Below are 26,129 nucleotides of genomic sequence, written 5' to 3'. Positions count from 1 at the left end.
CTTCTCTTAACTGGCTGTAGGGTCATTAACGCCATCGCCACACAAGAGGTCGGCCATCGCCCAAAATCCAGCCCCTTACGCCACCGCCAAGGCCGCAGCAGTGCGGCTTTTTTGTGGGCCTGTCCGGCCGGGTCCAGCGGCCCGCCGGGTGATTGCAACGGATTTCCCCCTTCTATGTCTGCTGACTCGCAAGTGTCTTCCCTGCGCCGGGGCCTCAAGGCCCGGCACATGTCCATGATCGCCATTGGCGGCTCCATCGGCACCGGGCTGTTCGTGGCCTCGGGTGCCACCATCTCGCAGGCCGGCCCCGGCGGCGCGCTGCTGGCCTACTGTGTGATCGGCCTGATGGTCTACTTCCTGATGACCAGCCTGGGCGAGATGGCCTCGCACCTGCCTGTCTCGGGTTCGTTCGCCACCTACGGCGCCAAGTACGTGGACGAGGGCTTCGGCTTCGCCCTGGGCTGGAACTACTGGTACAACTGGGCGGTGACGATTGCCGTGGACCTGGTGGCCGCACAGCTGGTGATGGCCTACTGGTTCCCCGGCGTCAACGGCCTGCTGTGGAGCGCGATCTTCCTGGCACTGATGTTCGGCCTGAACTCGCTGTCGTCCAAGGGCTTCGGCGAATCCGAGTTCTGGTTTGCCGCCATCAAGGTGGTGACCGTGCTGGTCTTCATCGGGGTAGGCCTGCTGATGGTCTTCGGCATCCTCACCGGCGGCGCCCCCGACGGCCTGTGGGGCAACATTGCCAACTTCACGGCCGGCGACGCGCCGTTTGCCGGCGGTTTTGCGGCGCTGATCGGCGTGGCCATGATCGTGGGTTTTTCCTTCCAGGGCACGGAGCTGATCGGGATTGCCGCCGGCGAGTCCGAGAACCCCGCCCAGAACGTGCCCCGCGCGGTGCGCAAGGTGTTCTGGCGCATCCTGCTGTTCTACGTCTTCTCCATCCTGATCATCGGCCTGCTGATCCCCTACACCGACCCGCAGCTGCTGCGCAACGACCTGGGCGACATCAGCGTCAGCCCCTTCACCCTGGTGTTCGAGCATGCCGGCCTGCTGGGCGCGGCGGCGGTGATGAATGCCGTGGTGCTGACCTCGGTGCTGTCGGCCGGCAACTCCGGCATGTACGCCTCCACGCGCATGCTGTACGCCCTGGCGCAGCAGAACATGGCGCCCAAGATCTTCGCCCGCGTGAATGCGCGCGGCGTGCCCATCATGGCGCTGATCGCCACCACCGTGATCGCGGCCATGTGCTTCTTCACCAATGTGTTCAGCCCCGAGTCGGTCTACATCTGGCTGCTGAACCTGTCGGGCATGTGCGGCTTCATCGCCTGGCTGGGGATTGCCATCAGCCACTACCGCTTCCGCCGCGCCTGCGAGGTGCAGGGCTTTGACACGCACCAGCTGCCCTACCGCGCCGCGGCCTTCCCCATCGGGCCCATCTTCGCGTTCGCGCTGTGCCTGATCATCACCCTGGGCCAGAACTACCAGGCCTTCCTGGCCGAGAGCATCGACTGGACCGGCGTGATCGCCACCTACATCGGCATCCCGCTGTTCCTGGCGATCTGGTGGGGCTACAAGCTGGGCAAGGGCACGCGCTTCGTCCAGCTGCAGGACATGGACATCAGCGGCGCCCGCTGAGCCACCGGGCCGCGGCCAAGGGCTGGACAGCCGGCCGCTACCCTGAAAAGAGCTGTCAGCGCGCGTGCCACAAGGGTTTTCAGCTGTTTTGTCGCTGAAACCTAATGTGGACCTGCGCAGGCAGCTCTTTTTTTTGGATCAATGCGCGGCCACGCGGGGCGCTTCACCCGCTGCGCCCAGCCTGCGCCGCTGGCCCAGCACGGCCAGCACCAGGGCCAGCAGGATGGCCGCCACCACCACGCTGACCCAGGTGAAGGACGTCTCGAACGCCTGCATCGCCGCCTGCAGCATGGCCTGGGCCTCAGGGTGGGCACGGGCGTGGGCATGCGCCTCGTCCAGACTGCCGCCCGCCTGCACGGCAAAGCCCAGGCGATCCACCGTGGACACGTAGACCGCCGTCATCAGCGAGCCGAAGATGGTCACGCCAAAGCCACCACCAAACTCGTAGGCCACGCCCTCCACGGAGCCGGCCATACCGGCGCGGTCTTCCGAGACATTGCTCATCACCAGGGTGCTGGACGCCGTCAGGCTGGCGCCGATGCCGACGCCGCAGACCGTCAGCACCAGCACCTGTGCCAGCACACTGCCGTCGCGCAGCAGCAGATAGCCGGCGATACCCAGGGCCGTCATCGCCAGCCCGGCGGCAATCACGCGCACGCAGCCGATGCGGCCGATCACCGCGCCGGCCAGCGGCCCGGCAAAGAACGAGCCCAGCGAAATCGGCAGCACGAAGGCCCCGGCCTCCAGCGGGCTCTTGCCCACCACCAGCTGCAGCCGCTGGCTGAGCACCAGCTCGAAGCCGATCAGGGTCATGGACGCCACCAGCGCCACCAGCATGCCGGTGGCAATCGGCGCCTGGGCCAGCAGGCGCAGGTCGATCAGCGGGCGCTCCAGCCGCAGTTGCCGGCGCACGAAGACCCCCAGCGTGGCGCCGCCCAGCACCAGCATGCCCAGGGCCAGCGCGGTGCTGCCGCCGGGCTTGGCCAGCTCCTTGATGCCGTAGGCCAGCGCGATGATGCCGACCATGCTCAAACCACAGCTGGGCAGGTCGATGGTGATAGCGGCATTGCCCGGGCGCACCGGCACATAGCGCAGCGCCAGCAGCGTGGCCACGGCGATGATGGGCACGTTGATCAGGAACACCGAGCCCCACCAAAAATGCTCCAGCAAGACGCCGCCCAGCAACGGCCCCACGGCCGCGCCACCGGAGGCAATCGCGGCCCAGATGCCGATGGCCAGCGCCAGCTCGCGCGGGTCCTGGAACGTCACCCGGATGATGGCGATGGTCGCCGGCAGCATGGCGGCGCCGCCGATCGCCAGCAGCACCCGCGCGCCGATCAGCACCGCGGAGGTCGTCGCAAGAGCCGCCAGCATGGAGGCCACGCCAAAGACGACCATGCCGGCGATGAAGATGCGGCGGTGCCCGATGCGGTCACCCAGTGCGCCCAGCACCGGCATCAGCCCGGCCATGACCAGGGAGTAGGCGTTCAGGATCCACAGCTTCTCGGAGGCCGTGGTGCGCAGGGCCTGCGCCAGGCTGGGCAATGCGGTGTACAGCACCGTCATGTCGATCACGACCAGGAACAAGGCCGCGGAAACAATCGCCAGCGTCAGCCAGCGATTCTGAAAGGGTATCTCCATGTGTCCCACATTCAATTAAAATACGACCGCATTGTAATACGTTCGTATTTTTACTTCCTGCCCCACTGCCATGGCCCGAAAACCTTCCATCGACAAAGCCCGCCTGCTTGAAGCCGCGGAGCAGATCATCGTGGCGCGCGGCGCGGCCGCACTGTCTTTCGACGCCATCGCCAAGGCGGCCGGGGTCAGCAAGGGCGGTGTGCAAAACACCTTCGGCACCAAGGAAGGCCTGCTGGCGGCGCTCTATGAGTACCTGGACAGCGGCTACCAGGCGCGCTTCGACAGCGCCCGGGCCGAGGGCGCCTCGTCGGTAGATGCCTATGTGGATGCCGTGACCACGGCGGCTTCGGCCGTGAACCAGCGGATTGCGGCCTTCTCGCTGGCCATCACCCAGGAGCCGGAAAGCCGCGCCTGCCTGCGCGCCTGGTATGCCCAGGTGTTCGACCAGCTGTCGGCCGCCACCCCCGAAGGCCGCCAGGAGATCCTGCGTCTGTGCGCGCTGGAAGGTGCGCTGATGCTGCGCTTCATGGACCTGCTGCCGCTGCAAGACAGCGACTGGGCGCAGGTGTTTGCCGACCTGCGCCAGTGAACGCCCGGCGCACGGGCCGGCACCGGGCCTTGGAACTCAGGCCCGGGCGCCCAGCACCACGGCCAGGGCCGACAGCGTGACCAGCAGCACCGGCAGTGTCAGCACCGCGCCCACCTTGAAGTAGTAGCCCCAGCCAATCGTGCGGCCCTTTTGCGCCAGCACATGCAACCACAGCAAGGTGGCCAGGCTGCCAATCGGTGTGATCTTCGGCCCCAGGTCGCAGCCGATCACATTCGCGTAGACCATGGCCTCCTTGACCAGCCCGGTGGCGCTGGAGGCATCGATGGACAAGGCGCCGATCAGCACCGTGGGCAGGTTGTTCATGACCGACGAAAGCAGCGCCGACAACAGCCCAGTGCCCAGGGCCGCGCCCCAGATGCCGCCCTGCGCAAACCAGTCCAGCCAGCCGGCCAGCTCATCCGTCAGCCCGGCATTGCGCAGGCCATAGACCACCAGGTACATGCCCAGCGAGAACACGACGATCTGCCAGGGCGCGCCGCGCAGCACCTTGCGGGTGCTGATGACCGAGCCGCGCGCGGCCACCGCCAGCAGCAGCGCCGCGGCCACCGCCGCCACGGCGCTGACCGGCACGCCCAGCGGCTCCAGGCCAAAGAAGCCGACCAGCAGCAGCACCAGCACCACCCAGCCGGCACGGAAGGTGGCCGGGTCGCGGATGGCATCGGCCGGAGCCTTGAGCTGGGCCAGCTCATACCGGGCCGGGATGCTGCGGCCAAAGCACAGCATCAGCACCACCAGGCTGGCCAGCACCGAGGCGATGTTGACCGGCACCATCACGGCCGCGTAGGCGTTGAAGCCGATCTGGAAGAAGTCGGCCGACACGATGTTCACCAGGTTGGACACGATCAGTGGCAGGCTGGCGGTGTCGGCGATGAAACCCGCCGCCATCACGAAGGCCAGCGTGGCCGCCGGGGAAAAGCCCAGCGCCATCAGCATGGCCATGACGATGGGCGTCAGGATGAGCGCGGCGCCATCGTTGGCGAACAGCGCCGACACCACGGCCCCCAGCAGCACGATGAAGGCAAACAGCCGCAGGCCCCGCCCGCCGCCCCAGCGGGCCACGTGCAAGGCCGCCCATTCGAAGAATCCCGCCTCATCCAGCAGCAAGCTGATGAGGATGATGGCGACAAAGGTGGCCGTCGCGTTCCACACAATGCCCCAGACCACGGCAATGTCGCCCAGGTGCACCACGCCCAGCAGCAGCGCGATGGCGGCGCCGATGGAAGCGCTCCATCCAATGCCCAGGCCGCGCGGCTGCCAGATGACCAGCACCAGGGTGAAAACAAAGATCAGGATGGCCGTGAGCATGGTGCAGGGCTTTTTCAGAAAAACAAACGAGGCACCACCAGCGTGGTGCCGGGAATCGGGAACAGCCGGTCAACAGACCGGGCCGGCCGCGCAGTGTTCCGCACCGTCATGCTTCCATATGGAAGCATGACGGCTCGGAACGCTGCTGCAGCCGTGCGACCGGTTACGGGCTGGCAGGGGCAGACAGCGCGCGCGCCGTGCCTTGCAGGCATGTGCGCGCCAGCTTGTCCGCCGGCAGGTTGACCAACAGCTCCAGACGCTGGCGCATCAGGTGCAAGGTCTGGCGGAAAGCCTCCAGCTTGGTGTCATCGCTGCCGTCGCCGGCGGAAGGGTCGGCATAGCCCCAGTGCGCCGTGGCGGGATGGCCGGGCCAGATTGGACAAACCTCGCCCGCCGCGCTGTCGCAGACCGTGATGATCAGGTCCATGTGGGGCGCCCCGGGGGCGGCAAACACCTCCCAGCTCTTGCTGTACAGGCCTTGCGTGGCGATGCCGGCCCGCTCCAGCACCTGCAGCCCCAAGGGGTTGGGTTGCTGGTTGGCGCGCGGGCTGCTGCCGGCCGAAAAGGCCTGGAAACGGCCCTGCCCCAGATGGTTGAGCAAGGCCTCGGCCAGGATGCTGCGCGCCGAATTGTGGGTGCACAGGAACAGAACATGCAATGGTTGAACAGAAGTCATGGAATCTCAGCAACAGGTCGAGGGGTTGGAGCCAGAGCGGGGAGCACAGCAACTGGTGGTGGGGGCCGGTGCAGGTGCTGCCGCTTTCGGGGCGCAGCAAGCGCTGTTCGCGGCAGGCGCGTCGGATGTTTCGTGGAAGACCGGAATGTTCTCCAACGAATGGAAATGCTCCCAGGCGATCCCCTGGGGATCGGTGATCCAGTGCTTGTCGCTGCGTGCGTAGCAGCAGGTGGTGCTGCCCTCGTCCAACACAGCCATTTCCGCGGCCTGCGCACGCGCCTTGAGGTCGGCCAGCTCCTCCTTGGCATCCACCTGAAAACCCAGATGGTCCAGACCCGGCTGGTGGTGGCCACGCGTGGAGATGGCGAAATTCACGCGGGGATCGTCCAGCATCCATTTGGCGTAGTCGCACTCCACGCGTGCTGGTGCTGCGCCAAACAGCTGGGTATAGAAGGCGATGTTCTGGGCCAGATCATCGACGTGCAGGTGGACATGAAAGCGTTTCATCGTCAGCTCCTTCAGCAGTGGCAGGACGCGGCCCCGGCCGGCGTGCAGGCCGCGCCTTGACAGCAGTTTTCGGTCATGTACGCAAGCAATCCGTTCATCGCAGGGAACGCGGCCCGGTACAGCACATTGCGACCCAGGCGCTCCTGGCTGACCAGCTCGGCGTGGAACAGCTCCTTGAGGTGGAACGACAGGGCATTGGGGGCAATTCCCAGCTGCTCGGCCAAGGCGCTCGGCGTCAGCCCATCGGGGCCTGCGACCACCAGTGCCCGGAACACGCGCAAGCGTGCCTCGTGGGCTAGCGCCGCCAGGGATCGAATGACTTGTGCTTCTTGCATAAGTCAATAATACAACATTTATTGAATCATTGTTTTATAAAAACTGCCAGTCATCCCGACGCCAGCATCCATGCCGTGCAGCGGCCCAACACCACAGGGCTTGGGACAGCACACAGGCGACGAGGACAGGGATGTTCTCCGCGACCCTGCAAGGAAGCGCAACGCCTGTGCGTTCGAGCCGTGCTTGCTACTAGAAAAGATAGCACTCGGCTCCTGCCCCCCAAAAAAACTGACCACCTGTGCAGGTCACAGGTGGTCAGCGAGCCCGCCATTGACGGGCGCATGGCCGGCTGGGTCAGGCGCCGCGGGCGGCACAACCCGAGCGGCTCGCCTTCCGGCAAGCTAGGGGTTCAACGTGCCGCAGCGGCTGCGGGCTCCATGCCAGTGCTGCGCACGATGGGCGCTGCGGCAGGCGCGGCCAGGAAGCGGATCAAATGCGAGGCCACGGCCGTGTCCGCAGCACCTTCAGCGACCCCGGCGGAAAAGAAGACTCGTTGCTGAACTTCCTCAGGCAAAGGGCCGACGAACTCCAGCTCCTTGAATGGCAAGAGTTCGCTGACCTGCTGGAAGCCGATTTCAGCATCCCCGCGCAGCACGACGGCCCCCACGCGTTCGCTGTAGATCTTGGTGGCCTTGTGCTTGATCTGCTCGGCCACGCCCAGGCGTGGAAACAGTTCGTTGGACAGGTACGTTCCGCTGGCGCTGGCGGAATAGGCGATCGACTTTGCATCCAGCAAGGTCTGCTTGAGCCCCTCGACGCTGCTGATGTCAGGCTTGGGCGTGCCTTTGCGCACGCTCATGCCAATCATGGAGCGCGCCAGATCCACACGGCTGCCGGCCTTCACCTTGCCTTGCTGAATGAACTGGTCCAGGGCCGAGTCGGCCAGGATCACGATGTCGAACTGCTCGCCCCGCGCCAGGCGGCTGGGGATGGAGTCGGGTGCATTGCCGATCGAGGCGCCACGTGAGGTGATCACTTTGTGCCCTGTGGCCTGCTCGTAGAGCGGGATCAGTTGGTCGTATGCGGCCGAAAACCCGCCGGAGGTCACCACCCGGATTTCCGCGGCATGGACGACCGTGGTGCACAAGGCGCTGACGGCCAGGCCCGCGCCCGCCAGCAGGCCCAGGAAGGTGCGGACAGCGCCACGCCGGGATACGGCATGCTTGTGAGTGATGGTGTGCATGGAATGTCTCCTGTGTTGTTGTCAGTTGTCGTTGTCGCTGCAGACCATCAATCGGCCGAGATCTTGCGCTCGCGGATGATGCGGCCCCACTTCGCATGCTCGGCGGCGATGAAGCTGCCCAGTTCTTCGCGCGTCCCTGGTGCTGCGGTCTGCCCGTGCTTGAGCAGGTTGTCGCGCACCTCGGGGGTGTTCAAGACCTTGACCAGCTCGGTGTTCCAGCGGTCCAGCAAGGCCTTGGGCGTTTTGGCGGAAGCCACGAAGGCATACCAGTTGGTGGCATTGAAGCCTGGGTAGCTTTCGGCCACAGTGGGCACATTCGGCAGGTAGGCAGGCCGGCTCAGGCCCGTGGTGGCCAGCGGAATCAGCTTGCCCGATTCGATGTGCGGCAGCGCCGTGGTTGGCGCCGCATAGAACGACGTGACGCGCCCACCCAGCACGTCCTGCAGCGCAGGCGCCCCGCCCTTGTACGGCACGTGCACGGTATCGATCTTGGCGACATCATTAAGCAACTCGCCCGCCAGGTGCGCGGCCGAGCCCGGGCCTGTGGAGGCGAAGTCCAGCTTGCCCGGTTCACGCTTGGCCTTGGCCACAAACTCGCCCAGGCTCTTGATGCCGGTGCTGGCCGGCACCACCAGCACATTCGGGAAGGTCACCCCCATCGTGATCGGTGCCAAATCCTTGAGCGGGTCGTAGCTGACCTTCATGAAGTGGGGAGAAATGGTCAAGGGGCCGATGGAGCCAAACAGCAGCATGGAGCCGTCCGCAGGGCCATTCGCCACCTGGCCATGGGCCAGGTTGCCGCCGGCACCGGGCTTGTTTTCCACGATCACGGATTGGCCGATGTTTTCGCCGAGTTTCTTGGCGATCACCCGGGCGGCGATGTCGGCCGAGCCGCCTGCAGCAAACCCCACCACCAAGGTCACCGCTTTCTTGGGCGGAAAGTCCTGTGCATGCGCCAGGTTCGTGGCAAGGCAGGCACCCGCGGCCAGGACCCCGGTCACAAGCAATGTGCGTCGTTTCATTTTGTCTCCAGAATTGCCGGGCTTTGACGGCTTTGTAAAAGCCCGCATCCTAGGCAGAGGACAATATTCTGTGAATTGCAATTTATAAAGAGACTATTGCATGCAACGCATCAAATTCGACATGGGCGAGCTGATCGCTTTTGTGGTGACCGCCGAAAAAGCCAGCTTTCGCCACGCTGCGGATGCCCTGTTCCTGTCGCCACCGGCATTGAGCCGTCGCGTCGAACGCCTGGAGGCCGCCGTGGGAGCGCGCCTGCTGGAACGCACCACCCGGCACGTGGAATTGACGGCGATTGGCCAGGAATTCCTGCAGGAGGCGCGGGCCGCGCTGGCGGGCCTGGAAGAAGCCATCCAGCGCGTGAACGATCAGCAAAAGCTGCGCCGCGGGCGCGTGTCCATCGCTTGCATTCCGTCCGTGGCCATCAATTTACTCCCCAACCTGCTGGCGAAGTTTGCCGTGCAGCAGCCCGACGTCCAGGTGCATGTCATCGATGAAAGTGCCCCCCAGGTACTGGACGCCGTACTCAAAGGGGATGCCGACTTCGGCATCAGCTTCACCGGCAGCCAGGAATCGTCGCTGCGGTTTGAAGCCCTGACACGGGAACGCTACATGTTGGCCATGCCGCGCAGCCACCCCTGGGCCGCCCGTCCCCATATCCCCTGGGCCGAACTGTCAGGCCAGCGCCTGGTGTCGGTGTCGCACAAAAGCGGGAACCGGTTGCTGCTGGACCAGGTCATGGCCGAACTGCCGCACCAACCTGTGGCCTGGTACGAGTGCAACCACGTGGCCGGCGCCCTGGCCTTGGTGGAAGCCGGCTTGGGGCTGAGTGCCATTCCCCATTTGGCCTTGCGGCCAGACCACCCGAATTTGTGCGCCATTCCGCTGACGGAACCCGACCTCTGGCGCACGCTGGGTTTCCTGCAGCGCCGCGACAGGGTGCTGGGCCCCTCGGCCCAGGCCTTTCGCACCCACCTGCAGCAGGAATTGCTGCCCATGCCCGAGGCAGTGAGCATGGCGCCCGAGCGCACAGCACCCGCAAAAGCGAGATGAGCGCAGATCGTTCTGTGCGCTCTCCCTCGCACCCCAGCCATTCGGGTGCAAGCGCGCTAGGTTCTTCGCGTGCAGCAGCCCTGCGGCGCAGGTCCGGGCAGGACCCTCGAACATGCGCCGCGGGCACGGACGATCAGGACGCCTTCCAGAAAATATAGTCCGCCTGATACGGCATGACCTGCTTGCTGCCCACGCTACTTGCCCCGCAAGCCATGCTGGGCGCCACACCGCCCTTGGTCGCCACGCGCTGGATGTACGTCACCCCCTGCATGGCGCCCATGCCACTGGCTGGATTGGCCTTGACCAGTTGCAGCGGAATGTTGCCCGCCCCGGCCGACGAGACCGCGACCTGCGTGGCAGTGACTTTGGAGCCATCGTTGTTCTCCCACGTCGCAGGCGGCCCCCAGTATTTGCCGATCACCTCACCGCCGCGGGTTTGCAGCTTGGCATCGGGGCCCACAAAGACCCATTCGTGCTCGCTGGGCATGTCTTTCTTGGCGCGGCATTCATAAGTGATGTGGCCCACGCCCACGGTTTCCAGGGCCACTTGATGGCCAGCCGGCACCTGCACGGGTGCTGGCATTTGCGCCTGCGAAAAAGCGGGATGCCGCTGCATGGGTGCACATGCGCTGAGCACCAGGGCCGATACACCCAGGGCCGTCGAAAAGCGTACGCGTTGATATTGCATGATGATTTCCTGGAATGATGAAGTGAATCAAGGCATCCGGCCGGTCGGCCGGGTGCGGGGAAGCGGCCTGTCAGCCGCCGAAGGTCAAGGGATTGCTCGGCAAGGAACGGCCCAGCGCCGACACCAGCGCGGTGTAGTGCATGGTTTCATCGGCCGCCAGGCGGCCTGCGACCTTGGCCAGATCTCGGTGCTCGAACGCGGGAATAACGCCCAGATAGGCATTGGTGGCCCCCAGCTCCAGCTTGGCCGCCAGCGCCAGCACGTCGGCCTGGCTTTTCAGCGTGGCGGCCTTCAGCGATTCCGCGTAGGTCTGCAGCGGCGCTTCGGCGACCGGGCTGCCCCCCAGCTTCTGGATGGTGGCGACGAGTGCGTCGCGGTGTCCCTTGTGGTGGCTCTGGAACAGCAGGGCCACATCCAGTGCAGGTTTTTGCAGCAGGCCACTGCCCGCGCCCAACTGGTAGGCATTGATGGCTTCATGCTCCAGCCCCAACGCCACGTTCAGGATGGCGACGTCCTTGGCGGGATCGTTGCCCATGCCCTGCGCCAGGGCCTCGTTGCCGGCCAGCATGGCGACCGCCACGGCCGACAAACTGCCGGTGGCCCCCAGAAATCCACGCCGCGAGGCGGTCGTGGAGAAACGGCCTTCAACCAAATTACTGCTCATGGTGACTCCTTGTTGACGATGGGGCTGTGTCGACGAATTGGTGTGTTCGACATTGGGAATACGCAGCCGTGGCATTAATGGATTCAAGTTTTTAAGAATTTTTTATTTCCCTCTGCGCTTGCATCCAGTCGCCCGGATGCTGCGTATATGCCCAAAGACAAGGTCTGCAAGCTGCGTTGGCGGCAATGCAACAGCGCCCCAACAAGCAGGTGCTTCTCATCACAATGGCGGCATGAACGCCACCACACCGGACCAGCAACTGATGGAATTTCTAGACCGCATAGCCGCCCGGGACGAAGCGGCGCTCAAACAGCTGTACGACCAGACCGCATCGCGGCTGTATGGCCTGGCACTGCGCATCGTGGGCAACAAGGAGTGGGCCGAGGATGTGCTGCAAGAGAGCTTTCTGGGCATCTGGCGCAATGCCGGGACCTACCGCGACTCGCTGAGTCCGCCATTGGCGTGGATGGGCATGCTGGTGCGCAGCAGGGCCCTGGACTTTTTGCGCAGACGCCGTGCGGAGCGCTTGCACCTGAATGTTCCCATCGAAGACATGGAGGAGCTGCCGCAGGACCCACAGGCGCAGGGGCCGATGCAACTGGTCGAAGCCAGTGAGCAAGCCGCCGTGCTGCACCAGTGCATGCAGCGCCTGGAAGATGCCCAGCGCCAGGTGGTCAGCCTGGCGTACCTGAAGGATCTCAGTCACAGCGAACTGGCCAGCTACCTGAAATTGCCTTTGGGCACGGTCAAGACATGGATGCGCCGCAGCCTGGAGCAGTTGCGCAAGTGCATGGCGCGCCATGTTTGAGCCCCTGGAGCCTCACCCATGAACCTGACACGCAATCCACAACTGCTTGACCAGTTGGCAGCCGCTTACGCACTGGGCAGCCTGCGCGGAGGGGCCCGCCGGCGTTTCGAGCAACTGGCCCGGGAATACCCCCAGGTGCGCGCCGCGGCACTGCTGTGGCAGGGGCGCTGGTCGGCTTTCGCGGAAGTCCAAGCGCCGGTGGTGCCCGATGCAGCGGTCTGGACCCGCATCCACAACCTGGTGCAAGCCGAGACGTCGAATGCCCTGTGGAGCGCGCAGCGCCAGGCCGGAACGTCCAGGCAGGCGGCGCGGGCATTGACATGGTGGCGTGGCTGGGCGCTGGCCGGCAGCTTTGCCACGGTGGCAGCAGTTGCGCTGGGACTGTGGTCGCACCAGGGCCTGCAGCACAGCACACGGCAGCAGCTGGCTTTGCTGCAAACGCAGCTCCAGAGCACACAGGCGGCCTTGCAGGCGACGCCGCAGATCCGGTATGTGGCGGTGTTGGCCGATGCCAAGGCAGATGCCTCGGTGCTGGTGACGTTTGATGCCCGACACGACCAGCTCGTGCTGCAGCGCGTGGGAGGATTCCAGGAAGCCGACAACCAATCCTTGCAACTGTGGGCCTTGCCACAGCAAGGCGCCCCACGGTCCCTGGGCGTCCTGGGCCAGGGCAAGCTGGACGAGCTCAAAGCCCAAGAACAGGATGTGCACACGATCCCGGCGCTGGCCATCAGCCTGGAGCCCAAGGGCGGCGTTCCCAGCAGCATGGGGCCCACAGGACCGGTGTTGTTCAAGGGGGCGCTGATCCGCCGCGAGCTTTGAGGGCGCGGTGCCCGCACCGAAAGTTGCCCATTCCAGCATCGATGCACCCCGCATTCCTGCACATTCCAGCTAGATCCGGGCAGATCCTTTTCACCAACCACAACCCGCCACCCTACTGGCAGGCGCACTGACAGCCCACACACGGAGGCCTGATGGCGCTTGAAGCCGGTACCAACCAAAAAGCCTGGCCACTTGGGATTGCGCCAGGCTTGTGGGGATGCGCCACGTAGCGCATCCGTGTCTGATGCGCACTCAGAACTGGTAGTTCGCACTCAGCAGGAACGTGCGCGGCGCTCCGGGCATGGCGTTGGAGCGCCAGTACTCCGTGTCCAGCAGGTTCGAGACCGCCATCGTCACCGTCCAGGGAGCTGCACGCCAGCCCACCAGTGCATCCCAGCGGGTATAGCCCGGCAGGCGCGCCGTGTTGGCCGCATTGCTCCAGCGGGCGCTGGTGTAGGTCACCCCCAACTCCCCGTACCAGGGGCCGGACGGTGCATAGCGCACGAACAAATTGCCATTGCGCTTGGCGGTGTTCTGCAGATCCAGGCCGACATTCGCAGGGGCCTGCTGGTCTTCCACCACTTTGGCACTCATCAGGCCCACGCCACCGCGCACATACCAGCTGGAGGCCACGCGCCCCGAGGCGCTGAGTTCCACCCCGCGCGAGCGCTCCTTGCCACGGATCGCCCACACGGTGGGCTGGTTGGTGGCATCGGGGCGATAGCGGATGTTGTAGTGCTCGAGCTGGTAAACAGCCAGCTGTGTCGACAAGGCACCATCCAGCCAATCACTCTTGAGGCCGGCCTCGACCTGGCGGGAATGCTGCGGCTGGTCGTCGTACACCGCCGTCGCGGCGGTGTCCACCGAGATGGTGCCGCGCCCACCATAGGGCGAATAGCTCTTGCTGTAGGACGTATACAGACTCTGGCTGGGAACAGGTTGCCAGACCACCCCAACGCGGGGGCTGGTGGATGACCCCTCATAGCCACGCTGGAATCCCGTCACATAGTTGGTCGAGTGGAACTTGAAGCGATCATGGCGCAAACCCGCCAACAGCTTCCACTGGGGCGTCAGGCTGATCAGGTCCTGAAAGTACACGGCCTGCGTCTCCCCTTCATGGCGGTTGTTCTGCGTCGGGGCGACGCGGGCTGGCCTGGTCGGCCATGCGCCGGTATTCGGATTGAACGGATCGTAGGTGAACGATCCCGCCACCGTGCCATAGACCTTGGGCCGGCGCAGCTCCTCGCTGACCTCCACGCCCACCAGCAGCTCATGCCCGATGCTGCCAGTCTGGAACTTGCCGGACAGGTCCACCATATTGGAGGTGGTGCGGTTCTGGGTTTGCTGCCAGGCGTAATTCGGGCGGATCAGCTCGGTGACCGCGTTGTACGTACCGGCGAAGTAGTGGTCGAAGTCCTGATCGGCTTCCCGCTGGCTGGCCACCCAGCGCACACTCCAGTCGTCGTTGAAGTCATAGCTCAGGTCCGAGCGGGCCACACGCAGACGGTCCTCCACATAGTCGCCCGGATGCTGGAAACCGTTGCGGATGGACACCCCGGCCGGCAGCGTTTCGTACGACGGTCCACGGTCGGGCACCCGCCAGACGTTGTCGTAGGTGTACTGTGCCGTCCAGCGCAGCCCGGTGCGCGTGTCCACCAGGATGCTGGGTGAGATCATCTCGTTCTTGTTGCGAATGCCGCTGCGGAAGCTGTGCGCCTGCTCGCGATCGGCGGTGAGGCGCACCACCACATTCGGATTGACCACATGGTTGATGTCGATGGTTCCACCGAAGTTCTCCCAGGATCCGCCGCGCAAGGTCAGGCTGCTTTTGGCGTCAAAACGGGCCTGCTTGCTGACCAGGTTGATGATGCCCCCGCCCCCGCCCCGACCGTACAGCACCGAGCCCGGTCCCTTGAGGATTTCGATGCGCTCCACGTTGGCCGTGCTGCGGCGCACCTGGCCCGATTCACGGATGCCATCCCGGTAAATGTCCCCGGCGTCAGCGCTGAAGCCGCGGATCATCACACCCTCCCCACGCATGTCGTAGTTGGTGTTCACGCCGGGAACGCCGTCGAGCATCACAGCCAGGTCGTTGATCCCGTAGCTCTTGTACTTGCTGACTTCCAGCGTGTCGATGGTCTGCGGTATGTCTTTGGGCGCCAGGTAGGTCTTGGTCGCCGTGGTCACCCCTTCTGGGCGCACATCGTCGGCGTCGTACTGCGAGGCTTTCACCTGCACGGCCGGCAAGGCCGCCATGTCTTCGGCCGCGTCCTGCTGGGCCTGGGCCAGACTGGGCAATGCCAGCAGTACCAGTGCTGCCACAGGGTGCAGCCCGCCGCGTTGTCCCTTGCTTGCGCCCTGCTGCAGGCTTGGTTTGTTGTGCGTCATCACGCGCTTCCCTCTGGGCTGTATCAGCCCTTGAAAATGAAAGAGCGTTAATGTAAACAACAATCAATCTCAACAAGATTTAACTTAAATCAAAAGGCAAATTCGTCGCGTGCGCACCACAGTGATGCGCTTGTGTGCGCTGCAGATGGAAGTTCGGTGGCTGAACGCAGCAGGGCCACCTCTAAGGGGAAAAACATCACTATCAAGGTGACACGCTGCAAAGATCATGTCCACAGCCGCCTAGTCCTGACTGTGCACAGCCATACATAGCCAACAGCGAAAGGCAGGTAATCGCGCCCGCAGGTTGCAGAGCTAGTCCACACCACACGAGAACCTGACACCGTGGGATGGTTCAGGACATGTTTAGACAAGCACTTGGGGTCCTAGCGAGGTCATCCACTCCACGAATTACCCGATCTCTATCTGGCCGAGAAAGAAGTCACTGATAGGTGCAACATGGCAGACGGGGTTACTTTTGCAGCAGGCAACCTACTACGTCTGAACCTACACATGCCAATCAGCCATAGCGATGACCGGCGACAGGTTTTGGCATCCGCTCTTCAAATTGGACTCTGCATCTGGGATGCTGCAATCGCATTGCTCGAGAACAGAGCCCGCTGTCTGTGTCTGGCCCCAAGCAGACGCCCAATCCTCGGCATCTTGGACATACGCCATGCCTGCAGCGGGCATTCAGGCGCTTGCGGCTCACACCTCCATCACACCGCCGGCATCCAGCGCAGGCACGCGCAGCAAGTCCTCGTTCACCCCCATCACCTCACTGGCACGCTCCACGGCCTGCCACAGGGGGGCCGGCATCTGCAGGATGTCATCCGGCGACGCAGAGCGTGCAATCCAGGCGCTGATGGCACCGTGCTGCTCGTGTGTCAGCAGATCCAGGTTCAGCATTTCATCGATGGTCTTCATAAGGGGGCTTCGTCAATGGTGAGCGGGAGAGACCGCAGGATGCGCACGCCTGCAGTGTGCCTTAGATGCTGCCGACCATCGCCAGATCAAGGGGACAGCGCTTACGCAGCAGGTGTGCCCCCTCACCCGCCCAGCGGCAGTTCGGTGCGCTTGAGCGTGCGCAGCACGAACATGGACTGGCTGTGCTGGATGCCCTTGATCTTGTAGAGCTTTTCACGCAGCAGGCGCTCGTAATCGCGCGTGTCCTTGACCACCACGCGCAGCAGGTAGTCGTAGGTGCCCGAGACCAGGTGCGCTTCCACCACCTCGGGGATGGTGGCCAGCTGTTCACCAAACTTCTCCAGCGTGTTGTCACTGTGGCTGTTGAGCGTGACCATCAACAACACCGTATCGGCAAACCCCAGGGTCTGGGGGTTGATGCGCACGGTATAGCCCTCGATCACACCCTCGTCCTCCATGCGCTTGATGCGTGTCCAGCAGGGCGAGGCGCTGAGTCCCACCGCCTGGCCGATGTCCTGCAGGCTGGCACGCGCATTGCCTTGCAATACAGCAAGGATTTTCCGATCAATTTTATCCATGAAGCAAATTTTGCTGCAATTTCATAAAACGCAGCATTTTTTTTCGAAAACATTCGAATTTCATAGCAGGACAGCAGCATTTTTTGCGGCGCGACATGCACACTACAAGTCATGGAAGCAACGCCCACCGGCGATGTAGAACGCCATTTCATCGCCAAGGCAATTTACCGTTTGCCCGTGGCCATGTGACCCACGCTGGACGCACTGTGCAAAAAGGCCGATCTGCAATACCCCTCGCAGATCGGCCTTTTTGTTGGTGCCTGCCGCAGAGCGCGCCAGGGCGCCCTGCGCACGCGTGCAGACGGCTAGCCTGCTGTACCTGCAGGCACCTCCGGCATATTGACCGCCTCCTGCCCGCCCAGTGCCTTCCACAGCGTGACACGGTTGGTTTGCTCGCCCAGGCGCAAGGTGATCAAGGTCTGCTGGGCCGCATACAGGCTGCGCTGCGCGTCCAGCACCGTCAGGTAGTTGTCGACACCGGCCTGAAAGCGCGCATCCGACAAATCGAATGCTTTCTGCGTGGCATAGACCATGCCGGTCTGCGCGCCCAGGCGGTTGGCCCACTGTGCCCGGTCGGCCAGCGCATCGGCCGCCTCCTTGAAGGCCGTTTGCACGGTTTTTTCGTACTGCGAAGTGGCAATGCGCTGGTTGGCCTCGGCCACCTGCACGCCGGCACGCAAGCGACCCCCATCAAAAATGGGCAGCTTGATTTGCGGCATGAAGCTCCAGGTGCCATTGCCACCGCCAAACAAGCTGTCCAGTTCCCGGCTGCCCGAACCGATGCTGCCCGTGAGCGTGATGCTGGGGAACAGGGCCGCCCGCGCGGCACCGATGTTGGCGTTCATGGCGCGCAGGTTGTGCTCTGCCGCCTGCACATCCGGGCGCTGCAACAACACGCTGGAGTGCAGGTTCAGCGGCACCGGCACAAAAGCCATGTTGTTGGCATCGTTCGCGGCCATGGTCTGCGCCGTGGGCAGCAAGGCCTCGGGCACCGCGCCGCCGACCAGCAATTGCAGGGCATTGCGACTGCGTGCGGCTTGCGAGGTATAGGCGGCCACATCGCTGCGGGCCGATTCAACGGTCGAGAGGTTTTGCGCGATCACCAGCCCCGAGGTGGCCCCGATATCGAACATGCGCTTGGTCAGCGCGTAGGCCTTCTCACGGCTGTCCAAGGTGTTCTGCGCCAGTTCCAGGCGCGCCAGGTCGGCGGCCAGGGTCAACCAGGCATTGCTGACATCGGCCACCAAGCCGATCTGCACATTGCGCTGGTTCTGCCCCGACTGTAGGAACGCTTGCAAGCCCGCCTCGCTGAGGTTGCGCACCCGGCCCCAGAAGTCGATCTCATAGCTGGTAAAGCCCAGCTGCGCGGTGTATTGCTCAGTGACCGTGGACTGGCCGGAATTGCTCAGCTCCGCACTGCTGCGGCTGCGCGTGCCCTGGCCTTGCGCGGTGATGCCCGGCAGCAAATCGGCGCGCGTGATGCCGTATTGGGCACGTGCTTTTTCGATGTTGTCCACGGCCACGCGCAAGTCGCGGTTGTGGCTCAAGGCCAGTGCCACCACTTCGCGCAGCTGCGGGCTGTGAATCCAGGTTTGCGCCTGTGCGAAATCCAGCGCGGCCGTGCTGGCCTGCACGGGTGTGCCCGTCTCCCCACTCAGGGTATCCGGCACGCCGGGCACCGGCGAAACGTAACGGGGAGCCAGGTTGCAGGCCGACAGCAGCACGGCAGCCAGGGCAGCGGCGGCCGCAGGCCGCAAATTCAAAGAAGTCATCATGCAGCGCTTTCGTGGTGGTCGGGGGTGTCATCAAGGCGCGAGCGGCTCTTGAACCAGCTGCGCACCAGCAGGAAGAACACCGGCACCATGAACAGGCCCAGCACCGTGGACGCCACCGTGCCCCCCAGCACCGCCGTGCCGATGGCATTGCGCCCACCGGCGCCTGCACCCGTGCCCAGCGCCAGCGGCACCACGCCAAAACCGAATGCCAGCGAGGTCATCAGGATGGGGCGCAGCCGCATGCGCACGGCTTCCACCGTGGCATCGAACAGGTTCTTGCCCTGCTCCTGCAACTGCACTGCAAACTCCACGATCAGGATGGCGTTCTTGGAGGCCAGGCCCACCGTGGTCAGCAGACCCACCTGGAAGTACACGTCGTTCGACAGCCCGCGCGTATAGGTGGCCAGCAGCGCCCCCACCACGCCCAGCGGCACGGCCAGCATCACCGACAGCGGCACGGTCCAGCTTTCGTACAGCGCAGCCAGGCACAGGAAGACGAACAGGATGGAGATGGCATACAGCAGCGGCGCCTGTGCCCCCGACTGGCGCTCCTGCAGCGAGGCCCCCGTCCATTCATAGCCAATGCCGTTGGGCATGTCGCGCAAGATGCTCTCCACGATCTGCATGGCCACGCCCGAGCTCACGCCCGGCGAGGCATTGCCCACGAGTTCATAGGCCGGTGCACCGTTGTAGCGCACCAGTTGAGGGGAACCGTAGGCCCAGTACGAGGTGGAGAAGGCGCTGAAAGGCACCATCTCGCCGTTCTTGTTGCGCACGCTCCACTTGGCAATGTCCTGGGGCAGCATGCGGTGCGGAGCATCGCCCTGGATGTACACCCGCTTGACGCGGCCGTTGTTCAAGAAGTCGTTGACATAGGTGCCGCCCATGGCGCTGGACAGCACGCTGTTGATGTCGCTGTACGACAGGTTCAGCGCCGCGGCCTTGCGGTCGTCGATGTCCAGGCGCAGCTCGGTGGCATCGTCCAGGTTGGTGGTGCGCACGCTGGACAGTTCGGGGTGCTTGCGCGACTCGGCCAGGAACTTGTCCTTGGCCGCCAGCAAGGCATCGTGGCCCAGGCCATTCAAGTCCTTGAGCACAAAGTTGAAGCCGGCGTTCGAGCCCAGGCCGCGCACCGCAGGCGGCTGGGTCACGAAGATGCGCGCGTCACGGATGGCCGCCAGCTCCTGGGTGGCCCGGTGGGCAATCGCTGCGGCCGACTGCGACGCCAGCGGGCGTGCCTCCCAGGGCTTGAGCCGCACGAAGCCGCGCGCCGAGCTCTGGTCACCGCTCAGGCCCGAGACCTGATTGAAGCTAATCACCTCCGGCTGCTGGGCAAAGTAATCGCGCACCTGGTCCAGCACCTCCTGCAGGCGGGCATCGGCCGCACCGGCGGGCAGGTTCACGCTGACGCTGACAAAACCCTGGTCCTCATCGGGCAGGAAGGACGTGGGCAGGCGTGCCAGCAGCAGCCACACAGCCGCCAGGATCAGCACAAAAAACAGGGCCATGCGCTTGGTCCTGCGCAGCGCCCACACCACCCCGCCCTGGTAGTGCAGGGCCGTGGCGTCAAAGTGGTGGTTGAACCAGCGGAAGAAGCGGTCGTTCAGCCCCAGGATGCCGCGGCGCAGCTGCCGTTCATGGCCGTGCTGCGAGGGCGGCTTGAGGATGGTGGCGCACAAGGCCGGCGTGAGGGTCAGCGCCACAAACACCGACAAGGCCATGGCCGCGACGATGGTGATGGAGAACTGGCGGTAGATGACCCCGGTGGAGCCACCGAAAAAGGCCATGGGCACGAACACCGCCGACAGCGTCACGCCGATGCCGACCAGTGCCGAGGTGATCTCGCGCATCGAACGCCGCGTAGCCTCCTTGGCCGACAGCCCGGTCTCGTGCATCACGCGCTCGACGTTTTCCACCACCACGATGGCGTCGTCCACCAGCAGGCCGATCGCCAACACCATGGCGAACATGGTCAGCGTGTTGATCGAGTAGCCCGCCGCGGACAGCACACCGAAGGTGCCCAGCAGCACCACGGGCACGGCAATCGCCGGAATCAACGTGGCGCGGAAGTTCTGCAGGAAGATGAACATCACGATCACCACCAGCACCATGGCCTCGCCCAGGGCCTTGACAACCTCGTGGATCGAGGCGCGCACAAAGGGCGTCGAGTCGGAACTGACGAAGTAATCGATATCGTTGGGAAAGAAAGCCTTCATCTCCGCCAGCTTGGCGGCGACCGCATCCGAGACCTGCATGGCATTCGCGCCATCGGCCAGCACGATGCCCAGGCCCGCGCCCACCATGCCGTTGAGCTTGGACTTCACGGTCAGGTTGTCCGGCCCCAGCTCGACCCGGGCCACGTCCTTCATGGTCACGACCGAACCATCCGTGGCGGCCTTGAGGACGATGTTCTCGAACTGCTCCACCGTCTGCAGCTTGGTGCGCGCGGTGATGGTGGCGTTGAGCTGCTGGTTGGTCACGGCGGGCAACGCCCCCAGCTGGCCGGCCGACACCTGGGCATTCTGGGCATTCAGGGCATTGATCAGGTCCGACGGCATCAGCGCGTACTTCTGCATCAGCGCCGGATCCATCCAGATGCGCATGGCGTAGTTGGTGCCGAACACGCTGATGTCCCCCACCCCGTCGAGACGGCCCAGCACATCGACCAGGTTGGAGTTCAGGTAGTCGCCGATGTCCACCTGCGTCATGGACGGATCGGTGGAGTAGAAGCTGTAGGTGACCAGGTAGTCCTGCCCCCCCTTGTTCACGAACACGCCGCGGCTTTTCACCGCCTCGGGCAGGCGGTTCATGGCCGACTGCAGCTTGTTCTGCACCTGCACCTGGGCCACATCGATGTCGGTGCCCGGCGCAAAGGTCAAGGTGGTGCGCGCGCGGCCCGAGGCATCCGAGGTCGAACTCATGTAGAGCATGTTGTCGATGCCCTTGAGTTGCTGCTCGATGATCTGGGTGACCGAGTTTTCGACCGTCTCGGCCGAGGCGCCCGTGTACTGCGCACCGATCGTCACCCGCGGCGGGGCGATGTCGGGGTACTGCTCCAGCGGCAGGGTGTAGATCGACAGCCCCCCCGCCAGCATGATGACGATGGAGATGACCCACGCGAAGATGGGCCGGTTGATGAAGAACTGCGCCATGGTGCGATCGCTTCCCGCTTACTTGGAGGCCTGCACGGCAGCGCGCAGATTCGCGGCAGCGGCCTGGGCATCGACACGCTTGGGCCCTTGCTTGGCCTTGAGGTCCACCTCGACCACGCTGACGGTATCGCCCGGCTTGATGCGCTGGAAGCCATCGACCACCACGCGCTCCCCGGGTTGCAGGCCGCTGTCCAGCAGCCAGTAGGTGCCGACGGCGCGGCTCAGCTCCACGGCGCGCTTTTCCACCACATCGCCGTCCTTGACCACCAGCACGCTGGGGCGGCCCGTCAGGTCGCGTGTCACCGACTGCTGGGGCACCAGGATGGCCTCCGGCGCCAGCCCCGTGGGCAGTTGCGCCTGCACGAACATGCCGGGCATCAGCAGGCCTTCGGGGTTGGGCACCACCGCGCGCAGCGTGACCGTGCCCATGGTGGCGTTGACGATCAGGCCGGCAAACTGCAGCTTGCCTTCGTGCGGGTAGTCGCTGCCGTCTTCCAGGCGGATGCGCACCGGCATCTGGTCGCCTTCAATCTTTTGATAGCGCCCCGCCTCCCAGTCACGCCGCAATTGCAGCAAATCGGCCGAAGACTGGGTGAAGTCCACGTACATCGGGTCGATCTGCACGATGTCGGTCAGCGGGGTGGTCTGGTTGGCCGTGACCAGGGCGCCGGGGGTGACGCTGGACAGGCTGATGCGGCCCGAGATCGGGGCCTCGATGCGGCTGTACTTCAGGTTGATGCGCGCGTTCTCCAGGTTGGCGCGCGCCACGGCCACGTCGGCACGCGACTGCTTGGCCGCGGCCTGGCTTTCTTCATAGGCCTGCTGGCTGATGGCCGTGATCTTCACCAGCTCGGCATTGCGCCGTGCCGTGGCTTCCAGGGTCTGCTGGCTGGCTTCGGCCTTGGCCAGGGCCGCCACCGCGCTGGCTTCGGCCGCGCGCAGGCTGGCCGCATCCAGTTGGTACAGCGGCTGCCCCTGCTTGACCATGCCGCCCTCGGTGAACAAGCGCTTTTGCACGATGCCGCTGACCTGCGGCCGCACCTCGGCGCTCAGGAAGGCCTGGGTGCGCCCGGGCAGCACCGTGTCCAGCATCTGGCTTTGCTTTTGCAACACCACCACGCCCACCTTGGCCGGTGCATTCTGCGCGGCGGGCTTGTCCGCGGTCTTGCCGCACGCGGCCACCAGCACCACCGCCAGCGCTGCGGCGGCCATGCGCCACCTGCCTTGTGGCCGCTGGTGCCCGGGTGAAAAACAGTCCGGCGAACGGGAAGCGGCGCGTGAAGGGACAAGGGAGAGCGTCATGGAGAGGCAATCAGTGGAGCGAAACGGTGCCATTCTGGGCCCGCAATGTTGATTTTTTGTAAAGCGCCCGGCCCAAAACCGGGGAAATTGGTAGCAAGACCGCCCGCCATCACCCGCTTTGCGCCAGATTGCAGCCGCGGCCTGCCTGCGCCTTGTGCTGAGACTGCGAGAGTCTGTAACAGTTCCCTACATCCTGTCCACACAAATTCCGGCACGCACCCGCCAGACGCGACACAGCCCCGGCCAGCGGGGCTGCAGGTCCGCGCCGCGGGCACAGGGCCCGCGGCCTGTGCGGGGCGCGCTCAGGCGGCGGCCGGCGTGCGCAAGGCGTTGCGCAGCTGGGTGCCCACGTCGGGGCGGTCCGCAAAGGCATCGGTGGGGTTGCGCATCTCCAGGATGTCCTCCAGGCGCGTCTGCACATTCCCCAGCGCATGCGGGTGGCTGAAGATGTAGAACTGGTTGTCGGCCATGGCCGCGAACACCTTGCTGGCGATGTCTTCGGCCGTGACCTTGCCGGAGCTGACGGCCTTTTGCGACATGGCGCGCGCAATCTGCTGGCTGGTGGTCAGCTGCTGCGTGTCCACGCCCCCGGGGCGGTTGCGCTCGCTGTTGGCTATGCCGGTCGGCACAAAATACGGGCACAGCACGCTGCAATGCACCTGGTCGCTGACCAGCCGCAGGTCCTGGTACAAGGTTTCGGTCAGGCTGACCACGGCATGCTTGCTGACGTTGTACACCCCCATGTTCGGCGGCGCCAGCAGCCCGGCCATGCTGGCCGTGTTGACGATGTGGCCCTGCCAGTCCGGGTCCTGGCGCGCGGCCTCCAGCATCATCGGGGTGAACAGGCGCACGCCGTGGATCACGCCCCACAGGTTCACGCCCAACACCCATTCCCAGTCCTGCACGGACTGCTCCCACAGCAGGCCGCCACCGCCCACGCCGGCGTTGTTGAACACGAAGTGCGGCGCCCCGAAGCGGGCCTGCACCTCGGCCGCCAGCTGTTCCATGGCTGCCGCCTGACTCACGTCCACCTGCCGCGCCAGCACGTCGGCGGCGCCCAGCCGCCGGGCTTCGGCCTCGGCCGCGGCCAGGGCGTCGGCCTGCACATCCACCAGCACCAGGCGCATGCCGCCGTGGGCGGCGATGCGCATGCACTCCAGTCCAAAGCCCGAGCCCGCGCCCGTCAGCACCGCCGTCTTGCCTGCCAGTCCATTCAGCATCTTTGTGTCTCCTTGTGTGTGATCCTCTGTCCTCGCATCCGTCACTGTCCGCTGCCGCCCGCAAAAAAGGCGCCACCGGGGCGCCTTGCAGGGAGGTGGCTCAGACCAACTGGACCAGTTGCTTGCCGAAGTTCTTGCCCTTGAGCAGGCCCAGGAAGGCCTCGGGCGCGTTCTGCAGCCCATGGGCAATGCTTTCGCGCGGGCGCAGCTTGCCCTGGGCCACCAGGGTGCCCAGCTCGGTCAGGGCCTCGGGCCAGACGTCCATGTGTTCGCTGACGATGAAGCCTTCGACCTTCATGCGGTTGATCAGGATCAGCGCCGGGTTGGCCAGCGGCAGGGGCTGGCCGTCGTAGCCGGCGATCATCCCGCACACGGCCACGCGGGCGAACGCGTTCGCGCGCAGCAGCACGGCGTCGAGGATGTAGCCACCGACGTTCTCGAAGTAGCCGTCGATGCCGTCGGGGCAGGCGTCCTTGAGGGCCTTGGCCATGGACTTCAGGTCGGGGTGGGCCTTGTAGTCGATGCAGGCGTCAAAGCCCAGCTCGCCCGTGGCGTAGGCGCATTTTTCCGCGCCACCGGCAATGCCCACCACGCGGCAGCCACGGGCCTTGGCCAGGGCGGCAAAGGCACTGCCCACAGCGCCGGTGGCGGCGCTGACGACCACGGTCTCGCCCGCCTTGGGCTGGATGATCTTCACCAGCCCGTACCAGGCGGTGACGCCGGGCATGCCCACGGCGCCCAGGTAGTAGGACAGCGGCACGTGGGTGGTGTCCACCTTGCGCAGCATGCCGGGGGCGTTGCCGTCGACCACGCTGTACAGCTGCCAGCCGCCCATGCCCACGACCTGGTCGCCGGGCTGGAACTTGGGGTGGCGGCTTTCCACCACCTCGCCCACGGTGCCGCCGATCATCACTTCACCCAGGGCCTGGCTGGCCGCATAGCTCTTGCTGTCGTTCATGCGGCCGCGCATGTAGGGGTCCAGGCTCAGGTAGTGGTGGCGCACCAGCACCTCGCCGTCCTGCAGCGCGGGGGTGGCCGTCTCGACCAGCTTGAAGTTGTCGACCGTGGCTTCGCCATGGGGGCGGTTGTCCAGCAGGATCTGTTGATTGACGGGCATGTGACTTGTCTCCTTTTGATAACTGTCATCGCTTGCCAGATAAGCGTAAACAGCACATTTGATACATGAAACTCAAGCCAGCCCTGGCTGGCCGCTGGCTCAGTCTGTGGCAATCACGGTGGTGGCGCTACCGGGTTTCTGACCAGGCTTGACAGTGCGCGGCATGTACTTGAAGGTGCCGGTGGCATGGGTGCACAGGCGGCCCTCGCTGTCATAGATCTTGCCTTCGCAATAGGCCATGGTCTTGGTGCGGTGCAGCACCAGTCCCTTGGCCACCAGCGGGCCGCGCGCGGCCTGCATGAAGCTGGTCTTCATCTCGATGGTGACGCAACCGAAATCGTCGCTCTCCAGGCTGCGCGCGGCCACGGCCATGGCCACGTCCATCAGCGTCATGCTGGCACCGCCGTGCGTCACGTCGAAGGTGTTCAGGTGCTCGGGCTTGGCGGTGTAGCGCAGTTCGGACTCCCCGTTGGCCATGTGGTGCAGGGTGAAGCCCAGGTGGTTCACAAAGGGGATGGGGTGGGCGCCAAAACTCAGCATGCGGTGTCTCCGTCGTTCATATCAGGGGGAAATGCGCGCAAGCATAGCGGCGCGGGCGGTGGGCTCTGGGCAAAAAGCTGTCGCATTGGAGTAATGGCGACAATCCCGTCCACGCAGGCCGCCGCCCGCGCGGGCTGGACCCTGGGCGCTGCAGACACACCGTTGGGACAGGGCCACTG

The 26,129-nt window shown here is 64.8% G+C and carries 23 protein-coding genes; 5 read left to right on the top strand and 18 right to left on the bottom strand.

Annotation, left to right across the window (positions count from 1 at the left end; all coding sequences use genetic code 11):
* The first annotated feature begins 174 nt into the window (after positions 1 to 174).
* On the top strand, positions 175 to 1,641 hold the full coding sequence (locus CA2_RS03260) for an amino acid permease (RefSeq protein ID WP_042412646.1): 1,467 nt from the start codon (positions 175 to 177) through the stop codon (positions 1,639 to 1,641).
* 138 nt (positions 1,642 to 1,779) lie between these two features.
* Here CA2_RS03260 and CA2_RS03255 read toward each other — a convergent pair whose 3' ends face one another.
* The gene (locus tag CA2_RS03255; protein ID WP_042412644.1) at positions 1,780 to 3,282 is read right to left on the bottom strand and encodes an MFS transporter; all 1,503 of its coding nucleotides are present in this window, start codon (positions 3,280 to 3,282) and stop codon (positions 1,780 to 1,782) included.
* A gap of 70 nt (positions 3,283 to 3,352) precedes the next feature.
* Between CA2_RS03255 and CA2_RS03250 the strand changes: the two genes are divergently transcribed.
* Positions 3,353 to 3,871: a TetR/AcrR family transcriptional regulator gene (locus CA2_RS03250; protein WP_042412641.1), complete on the top strand. Its 519-nt coding sequence runs from the start codon at positions 3,353 to 3,355 to the stop codon at positions 3,869 to 3,871.
* Positions 3,872 to 3,907: 36 nt separating this feature from the next.
* Here CA2_RS03250 and CA2_RS03245 read toward each other — a convergent pair whose 3' ends face one another.
* The 6 genes from CA2_RS03245 to CA2_RS03220 all read right to left on the bottom strand — a co-directional run bounded on the left by CA2_RS03245 (position 3,908) and on the right by CA2_RS03220 (position 8,921).
* A complete protein-coding gene (locus CA2_RS03245) occupies positions 3,908 to 5,197 on the bottom strand; it encodes an arsenic transporter (protein ID WP_042412639.1) in 1,290 nt (429 codons plus the stop codon).
* 163 nt (positions 5,198 to 5,360) lie between these two features.
* Positions 5,361 to 5,873 (bottom strand): arsenate reductase ArsC, encoded by a 513-nt coding sequence (locus tag CA2_RS03240; RefSeq protein WP_042412638.1) that lies wholly within the window; start codon positions 5,871 to 5,873, stop codon positions 5,361 to 5,363.
* Between the two features lie 6 nt (positions 5,874 to 5,879).
* Complete coding sequence (locus CA2_RS03235; RefSeq protein ID WP_042412636.1) at positions 5,880 to 6,380, bottom strand: ArsI/CadI family heavy metal resistance metalloenzyme; 501 nt, start codon at positions 6,378 to 6,380, stop codon at positions 5,880 to 5,882.
* A gap of 11 nt (positions 6,381 to 6,391) precedes the next feature.
* On the bottom strand, positions 6,392 to 6,715 hold the full coding sequence (locus CA2_RS03230) for an ArsR/SmtB family transcription factor (RefSeq protein ID WP_042412634.1): 324 nt from the start codon (positions 6,713 to 6,715) through the stop codon (positions 6,392 to 6,394).
* A gap of 350 nt (positions 6,716 to 7,065) precedes the next feature.
* A complete protein-coding gene (locus CA2_RS03225; RefSeq protein ID WP_042412632.1) occupies positions 7,066 to 7,899 on the bottom strand; it encodes a substrate-binding domain-containing protein in 834 nt (277 codons plus the stop codon).
* Positions 7,900 to 7,946: 47 nt separating this feature from the next.
* On the bottom strand, positions 7,947 to 8,921 hold the full coding sequence (locus CA2_RS03220) for a Bug family tripartite tricarboxylate transporter substrate binding protein (protein WP_042412629.1): 975 nt from the start codon (positions 8,919 to 8,921) through the stop codon (positions 7,947 to 7,949).
* A gap of 100 nt (positions 8,922 to 9,021) precedes the next feature.
* Here CA2_RS03220 and CA2_RS03215 point away from each other — a divergent pair, with 100 nt between their 5' ends.
* Positions 9,022 to 9,972 carry a LysR family transcriptional regulator gene (locus CA2_RS03215; protein ID WP_081888844.1) on the top strand — a complete coding sequence of 317 codons (951 nt, stop codon included), beginning with the start codon at positions 9,022 to 9,024 and terminating at the stop codon, positions 9,970 to 9,972.
* Between the two features lie 133 nt (positions 9,973 to 10,105).
* Here CA2_RS03215 and CA2_RS03210 read toward each other — a convergent pair whose 3' ends face one another.
* Positions 10,106 to 10,660, bottom strand: coding sequence for a DUF3455 domain-containing protein (locus tag CA2_RS03210; RefSeq protein WP_042412628.1), 555 nt, complete (start codon positions 10,658 to 10,660; stop codon positions 10,106 to 10,108).
* 70 nt (positions 10,661 to 10,730) lie between these two features.
* Positions 10,731 to 11,324 (bottom strand): ferritin-like domain-containing protein, encoded by a 594-nt coding sequence (locus tag CA2_RS03205; protein ID WP_042412626.1) that lies wholly within the window; start codon positions 11,322 to 11,324, stop codon positions 10,731 to 10,733.
* A gap of 232 nt (positions 11,325 to 11,556) precedes the next feature.
* Between CA2_RS03205 and CA2_RS03200 the strand changes: the two genes are divergently transcribed.
* Both CA2_RS03200 and CA2_RS03195 read left to right on the top strand, forming a co-directional pair.
* The gene (locus CA2_RS03200; protein ID WP_042412625.1) at positions 11,557 to 12,132 is read left to right on the top strand and encodes an RNA polymerase sigma factor; all 576 of its coding nucleotides are present in this window, start codon (positions 11,557 to 11,559) and stop codon (positions 12,130 to 12,132) included.
* An 18-nt stretch (positions 12,133 to 12,150) separates the two neighbouring features.
* Positions 12,151 to 12,954: an anti-sigma factor gene (locus tag CA2_RS03195; protein WP_042412624.1), complete on the top strand. Its 804-nt coding sequence runs from the start codon at positions 12,151 to 12,153 to the stop codon at positions 12,952 to 12,954.
* 252 nt (positions 12,955 to 13,206) lie between these two features.
* Here CA2_RS03195 and CA2_RS03190 read toward each other — a convergent pair whose 3' ends face one another.
* The 9 genes from CA2_RS03190 to CA2_RS03150 form a co-directional block, all read right to left on the bottom strand.
* Complete coding sequence (locus CA2_RS03190; protein WP_042412623.1) at positions 13,207 to 15,342, bottom strand: TonB-dependent receptor; 2,136 nt, start codon at positions 15,340 to 15,342, stop codon at positions 13,207 to 13,209.
* Between the two features lie 705 nt (positions 15,343 to 16,047).
* A complete protein-coding gene (locus CA2_RS03185) occupies positions 16,048 to 16,266 on the bottom strand; it encodes a hypothetical protein (protein ID WP_042412622.1) in 219 nt (72 codons plus the stop codon).
* Positions 16,267 to 16,388: 122 nt separating this feature from the next.
* Positions 16,389 to 16,844 (bottom strand): Lrp/AsnC family transcriptional regulator, encoded by a 456-nt coding sequence (locus CA2_RS03180; protein WP_042412621.1) that lies wholly within the window; start codon positions 16,842 to 16,844, stop codon positions 16,389 to 16,391.
* 305 nt (positions 16,845 to 17,149) lie between these two features.
* Positions 17,150 to 18,619: an efflux transporter outer membrane subunit gene (locus tag CA2_RS03175; protein ID WP_042412620.1), complete on the bottom strand. Its 1,470-nt coding sequence runs from the start codon at positions 18,617 to 18,619 to the stop codon at positions 17,150 to 17,152.
* On the bottom strand, positions 18,616 to 21,771 hold the full coding sequence (locus CA2_RS03170) for an efflux RND transporter permease subunit (RefSeq protein WP_042412618.1): 3,156 nt from the start codon (positions 21,769 to 21,771) through the stop codon (positions 18,616 to 18,618). Before CA2_RS03170 ends, CA2_RS03175 begins: the two co-directional genes overlap by 4 nt.
* Positions 21,772 to 21,789: 18 nt before the next feature.
* Complete coding sequence (locus CA2_RS03165; protein WP_081888843.1) at positions 21,790 to 23,073, bottom strand: efflux RND transporter periplasmic adaptor subunit; 1,284 nt, start codon at positions 23,071 to 23,073, stop codon at positions 21,790 to 21,792.
* 302 nt (positions 23,074 to 23,375) lie between these two features.
* Positions 23,376 to 24,293, bottom strand: a complete 918-nt coding sequence (locus CA2_RS03160) for an SDR family oxidoreductase (RefSeq protein ID WP_042412616.1) — start codon at positions 24,291 to 24,293, stop codon at positions 23,376 to 23,378.
* Positions 24,294 to 24,393: 100 nt separating this feature from the next.
* Entirely contained in the window at positions 24,394 to 25,410 is a 1,017-nt protein-coding gene (locus CA2_RS03155) for an NADP-dependent oxidoreductase (RefSeq protein ID WP_042412614.1), read from the bottom strand.
* Between the two features lie 99 nt (positions 25,411 to 25,509).
* The gene (locus CA2_RS03150) at positions 25,510 to 25,950 is read right to left on the bottom strand and encodes a PaaI family thioesterase (RefSeq protein WP_042412611.1); all 441 of its coding nucleotides are present in this window, start codon (positions 25,948 to 25,950) and stop codon (positions 25,510 to 25,512) included.
* Positions 25,951 to 26,129 lie beyond the last annotated feature (179 nt).

Origin of the sequence: Comamonas aquatica NBRC 14918 (assembly GCF_000739875.1) — a bacterium.
Lineage (GTDB): Bacteria > Pseudomonadota > Gammaproteobacteria > Burkholderiales > Burkholderiaceae_C > Comamonas > Comamonas aquatica.
This window is presented reverse-complemented; position numbering and strand designations above follow the sequence as displayed.

Coding starts and splice junctions, on each gene's coding strand:
- CA2_RS03255 (WP_042412644.1), bottom strand. CDS start 3,282: ATGGAGATACCCTTTCAGAATCGCTGGCTGACGCTGGCGATTGTTTCC.
- CA2_RS03230 (WP_042412634.1), bottom strand. CDS start 6,715: ATGCAAGAAGCACAAGTCATTCGATCCCTGGCGGCGCTAGCCCACGAG.
- CA2_RS03245 (WP_042412639.1), bottom strand. CDS start 5,197: ATGCTCACGGCCATCCTGATCTTTGTTTTCACCCTGGTGCTGGTCATC.
- CA2_RS03195 (WP_042412624.1), top strand. CDS start 12,151: ATGAACCTGACACGCAATCCACAACTGCTTGACCAGTTGGCAGCCGCT.
- CA2_RS03240 (WP_042412638.1), bottom strand. CDS start 5,873: ATGACTTCTGTTCAACCATTGCATGTTCTGTTCCTGTGCACCCACAAT.
- CA2_RS03225 (WP_042412632.1), bottom strand. CDS start 7,899: ATGCACACCATCACTCACAAGCATGCCGTATCCCGGCGTGGCGCTGTC.
- CA2_RS03205 (WP_042412626.1), bottom strand. CDS start 11,324: ATGAGCAGTAATTTGGTTGAAGGCCGTTTCTCCACGACCGCCTCGCGG.
- CA2_RS03150 (WP_042412611.1), bottom strand. CDS start 25,950: ATGCTGAGTTTTGGCGCCCACCCCATCCCCTTTGTGAACCACCTGGGC.
- CA2_RS03160 (WP_042412616.1), bottom strand. CDS start 24,293: ATGCTGAATGGACTGGCAGGCAAGACGGCGGTGCTGACGGGCGCGGGC.
- CA2_RS03250 (WP_042412641.1), top strand. CDS start 3,353: ATGGCCCGAAAACCTTCCATCGACAAAGCCCGCCTGCTTGAAGCCGCG.
- CA2_RS03175 (WP_042412620.1), bottom strand. CDS start 18,619: ATGATGACTTCTTTGAATTTGCGGCCTGCGGCCGCCGCTGCCCTGGCT.
- CA2_RS03200 (WP_042412625.1), top strand. CDS start 11,557: ATGAACGCCACCACACCGGACCAGCAACTGATGGAATTTCTAGACCGC.
- CA2_RS03260 (WP_042412646.1), top strand. CDS start 175: ATGTCTGCTGACTCGCAAGTGTCTTCCCTGCGCCGGGGCCTCAAGGCC.
- CA2_RS03190 (WP_042412623.1), bottom strand. CDS start 15,342: ATGACGCACAACAAACCAAGCCTGCAGCAGGGCGCAAGCAAGGGACAA.
- CA2_RS03155 (WP_042412614.1), bottom strand. CDS start 25,410: ATGCCCGTCAATCAACAGATCCTGCTGGACAACCGCCCCCATGGCGAA.
- CA2_RS03165 (WP_081888843.1), bottom strand. CDS start 23,073: ATGACGCTCTCCCTTGTCCCTTCACGCGCCGCTTCCCGTTCGCCGGAC.
- CA2_RS03220 (WP_042412629.1), bottom strand. CDS start 8,921: ATGAAACGACGCACATTGCTTGTGACCGGGGTCCTGGCCGCGGGTGCC.
- CA2_RS03235 (WP_042412636.1), bottom strand. CDS start 6,380: ATGAAACGCTTTCATGTCCACCTGCACGTCGATGATCTGGCCCAGAAC.
- CA2_RS03180 (WP_042412621.1), bottom strand. CDS start 16,844: ATGGATAAAATTGATCGGAAAATCCTTGCTGTATTGCAAGGCAATGCG.
- CA2_RS03215 (WP_081888844.1), top strand. CDS start 9,022: ATGCAACGCATCAAATTCGACATGGGCGAGCTGATCGCTTTTGTGGTG.
- CA2_RS03170 (WP_042412618.1), bottom strand. CDS start 21,771: ATGGCGCAGTTCTTCATCAACCGGCCCATCTTCGCGTGGGTCATCTCC.
- CA2_RS03210 (WP_042412628.1), bottom strand. CDS start 10,660: ATGCAATATCAACGCGTACGCTTTTCGACGGCCCTGGGTGTATCGGCC.
- CA2_RS03185 (WP_042412622.1), bottom strand. CDS start 16,266: ATGAAGACCATCGATGAAATGCTGAACCTGGATCTGCTGACACACGAG.